Origin of the sequence: Halobacillus sp. BBL2006 (assembly GCF_000786645.1) — a bacterium.
GTDB lineage: Bacteria > Bacillota > Bacilli > Bacillales > Halobacillaceae > Halobacillus.
Window position 1 is genome coordinate 1 of the sequence record NZ_JRNX01000760.1, and the last position, 3680, is coordinate 3680.

At 43.5% G+C, this 3680-nt stretch carries 3 protein-coding genes and 1 other annotated feature; all 3 genes read right to left on the reverse strand.

Features of this window, described 5'->3' with window-relative positions; all coding sequences use genetic code 11:
- Positions 1-186 precede the first annotated feature (186 nt).
- Positions 187-525: a hypothetical protein gene (locus LD39_RS19390; RefSeq protein WP_035552121.1), complete on the reverse strand. Its 339-nt coding sequence runs from the start codon at positions 523-525 to the stop codon at positions 187-189.
- A 137-nt stretch (positions 526-662) separates the two neighbouring features.
- The gene (argH, locus tag LD39_RS19395; RefSeq protein WP_035552124.1) at positions 663-2039 is read right to left on the reverse strand and encodes an argininosuccinate lyase; all 1377 of its coding nucleotides are present in this window, start codon (positions 2037-2039) and stop codon (positions 663-665) included.
- On the reverse strand, positions 2032-3267 hold the full coding sequence (locus tag LD39_RS19400) for an argininosuccinate synthase (RefSeq protein WP_035552127.1): 1236 nt from the start codon (positions 3265-3267) through the stop codon (positions 2032-2034). The genes argH and LD39_RS19400 overlap by 8 nt, the downstream gene beginning before the upstream one ends.
- A 56-nt stretch (positions 3268-3323) precedes the next feature.
- Positions 3324-3544, reverse strand: a binding site (T-box leader).
- Positions 3545-3680: the final 136 nt, after the last annotated feature.

Consider the following 3680-nt stretch of genomic DNA (forward strand, 5'->3'; position numbering starts at 1 on the left):
CGCCCCACGGAAAGCGAACCTTTTCCCGCAGCCCCAAACTCATACAAATGTCTCGAAACTGAATCTTACGGAATAGGGAGATTTTGTTGAATAAGATAAATCTGCAAATTATCCCCCCCATTTTTCCGACATTGCTTTATACAAATAGAAACAGATGCCTCTTCGAAAGAGACATCTGTTTCTATTTTATAGATGGGACTTATCCATATGCCCCTCATGTTCTTTTATGATTTCTAAGGCGCGTTCATACTCTTCTTCTTGCACCTCAAAGTGGAGGATATGCGTCAAATGTCTTTTGTCGAACAAAGCACCTTCATCGTCAAAGGCCGGCTGCACGACCTCTGTGAAGTTGAAGGCACCTCCACCTGTCGAGGAGGAGCCTCCAACAGGTACAATCGTTGTTAAATCCTTATCCTCTGGGATTGCTTCTACCATTTCATGTTCAATAGTCAGTTTTTGAAGAGATGCTTTTGCACTTTCCGCATCATTTTCTGTTTGGAAAAAAGCTTCAACATGTTTCGCCATTTTATCCCATCCTTCTCAGTTTTTGTCGTACTTTTATAATAGCCTTTTTTAAGAATCTCAAACGTACGGACCTGCCTCCTCCCATGATTTTCACAATCAAAAAAAGGAATGGATCATTGTGACCCATTCCTTTTTTTCTATTCGTAGAGGTGATTTTTAGCCAGTTCAAGCTGCTGAGCCACTTGTTTGAAGCTCGTTCCGCCTTCACTGTTTCTCGCAGCTACCACTTGATCAGGGGCCAACTTTTCATAAATGTCCTCTTCAAACAGCTCCGAGAACTGTTTGTATTCTTTCATCGATAAATCAAGCAAGTACTTCCCTTCCTCAATGCCATAAAGCACGATTTTTCCAATCACTTCATGCGCCTGGCGGAAAGGCATGCCTTTCACAGCTAAATAATCAGCGATATCCGTTGCGTTGGAGTAGTCTTCTTTGACCGCCGTTTTCATCTCTCCGGCTTTAACTTCCATTGATGATAGCATAGGAGCGAGCAGAGCAAGCGCTCCTTCTAAAGTATCTACAGTGTCAAACATGCCTTCTTTATCCTCTTGCATGTCTTTGTTATATGCTAGGGGCAACCCTTTCAACAAGGTCAGGAGACCCATCAAATTGCCGTAAATTCTTCCTGTTTTTCCACGCAGCAATTCAGGGACATCAGGATTTTTCTTCTGAGGCATAATACTGGATCCTGTACAAAATTCGTCATCTAGCTCTATGAAGTTGAATTCCTGACTGCTCCATAAGATGAGCTCTTCAGATAGACGCGAGATATGCGTGATTAATATAGAAGAAATCGATAAAAATTCGAGAATGAAATCACGATCACTCACCGCATCGAGCGAGTTCGGATAGACTTTTTCAAATCCTAAGATGTCTGCCGTCATTTGACGATCGATATCATAAGGGGTTCCGGCTAACGCCGCGGCTCCAAGCGGTGACCAGTTAATTCGCTTCAGGCTGTCTTGAAGACGTTCCTTATCTCGCTCAAACATCCAGAAATAAGCGAGCATATGATGCCCGAACGATATCGGCTGGGCACGCTGCAAATGCGTATAGCCTGGCAGAATCGTTTCTACATTTCCTTCGGCTTGAGTGACGAGTGCTTCTTGCACCGCACCTACCAGCTCAATCAGTTCTTCTGTTTTTTCACGCATATATAAGTGCATATCGGTTGCGACCTGGTCATTACGGCTTCTTCCTGTATGGAGCTTGCCCCCGACAGGTCCGATTTCTTCAATCAGAAGTTTCTCGATGTTCATGTGAATATCTTCGTCAGCGACCGAGTACTCTACTTCGTCGTTTTCGATCTTACCCTGGATCGTATGCAATCCTTTGGTAATCTGATTTTTTTCTTCATTTGAAATAATGCCACAATGCCCAAGCATCTCGACATGAGCGAGGCTCCCCTTAATATCCTGGAGAGCCAGCTTTTGATCAAAACCGATCGAAGAGGTGTACTCTTCGACCAGCTTATTAGTTGGTTTCGTAAAACGTCCGCCCCATAACTTACTCATGAGCGCTCACCGGTGCTTTATCTAAGAGTTTCTCTCCCTTATGCACATCGGCATGCACTTTTGTCGGCAATCCCCAAAGCTTGATGAATCCTACAGCAGCGTTGTGGTCGAACGCATCTTCTTTGGAGTACGTGGATAGCTCTTCATTATAAAGGCTGACTGGAGATTTCTTCGCAATTACGTTGTGATGACCCTTAAACAACTTCACTTTGACCGTACCAGTTACGACATTTTGTGTAGATTCAATAAAAGCTGAAAGTGCTGGCTGAAGCGGTGAATACCATAGACCGTCATAAATAATCTTAGACAGCTGCTGGTCAACATTCACTTTGTACTGCGATACTTCACGCGTCAGTGTCAGGAACTCCAGCTCTTTGTGAGCATTGATTAAAATCATCGCAGCCGGGTTCTCGTAAACCTCTCTTGATTTAATCCCAACAAGACGATTCTCAGTATGGTCGATCCGTCCGACTCCGTGCTCCCCACCAAGCTCATTTAATTTTTCAATCAATGGAACGAGATCCATAGGTTCACCATTCAATGCTACTGGTTTTCCTTCCACAAAATCGATATCGATCACTTCCGGCGTATCTGGAGTTTTCTCAATTGGATTCGTCCAAGCATAAGCTGCCTCTGGTGCTACTTTCCATGGATCTTCAAGCACGCCAGCTTCACAAGCACGCCCCCAGATGTTTGCATCGATGGAGAAAGGATTTTCAAGATTGACAGGAACCGGAATTCCTTTTTCTTCTGCATAAATGATTTGCTCATCACGTGTCATTCCCCACTCACGTACAGGTGCGATGACTTCAAGATTCGGGTTCAGCGCTTGGATGGAAACTTCAAAACGCACTTGGTCGTTTCCTTTTCCTGTACAGCCGTGAGCGACTGCAACGGCTCCTTCCTGTTCGGCCACTTCCACTAATAATTTTGAAATCAAAGGACGAGACAGTGCGGAAGATAATGGGTATTTCCCTTCATATAATGCGTTCGCTTTAAGGGCTGGCATCAAGTATTCCTCTGCCAAAAGCTCTTTCGCATTAACCATGATGGCTTTGATTGCGCCGACATCAAGAGCTTTCTGGCGAATTGTCTCTAAATCTTTCCCTTCCCCGACATCTAATCCTAGAGCGATCACATCATACCCGTATTTTTCTTGAATCCATTTAATAGAAATCGAAGTGTCCAATCCACCTGAATACGCTAATACTACTTTTGGTTTTGTCATAACAAAATGCCTCCTTATATATTGTCCATAGAAAAATCCGTCTCCTACCAATGGGGGTAAGAGACGGATCTGTTATTTAAATATCCGCGGTGCCACTCTCATTGTCTATGAATCTAGACCAACTCGAAACTGGTAACGGGAGCTCCCGGTTCAGGCTACTATGATTCACCGAACTTCTCTGAAGTGCGTTTCCGTATGAACTGATCATCAGGCTTCCACCAACCCCGACTCGCTGTGAAATCTTGTTCACACGTACTTTCTTCGTCGTCGAATGTATTTTTATTATTAATTGTTTATAATTATACAAAATATACAGAGGAAGTCAACAAGGAAATCAAAAAAAGTTTCAAATAAATTTTGCACGGTAATTTCATAGTTAGCGAGTTTATGCCTATAAAAAAAGAGCGCTGTGC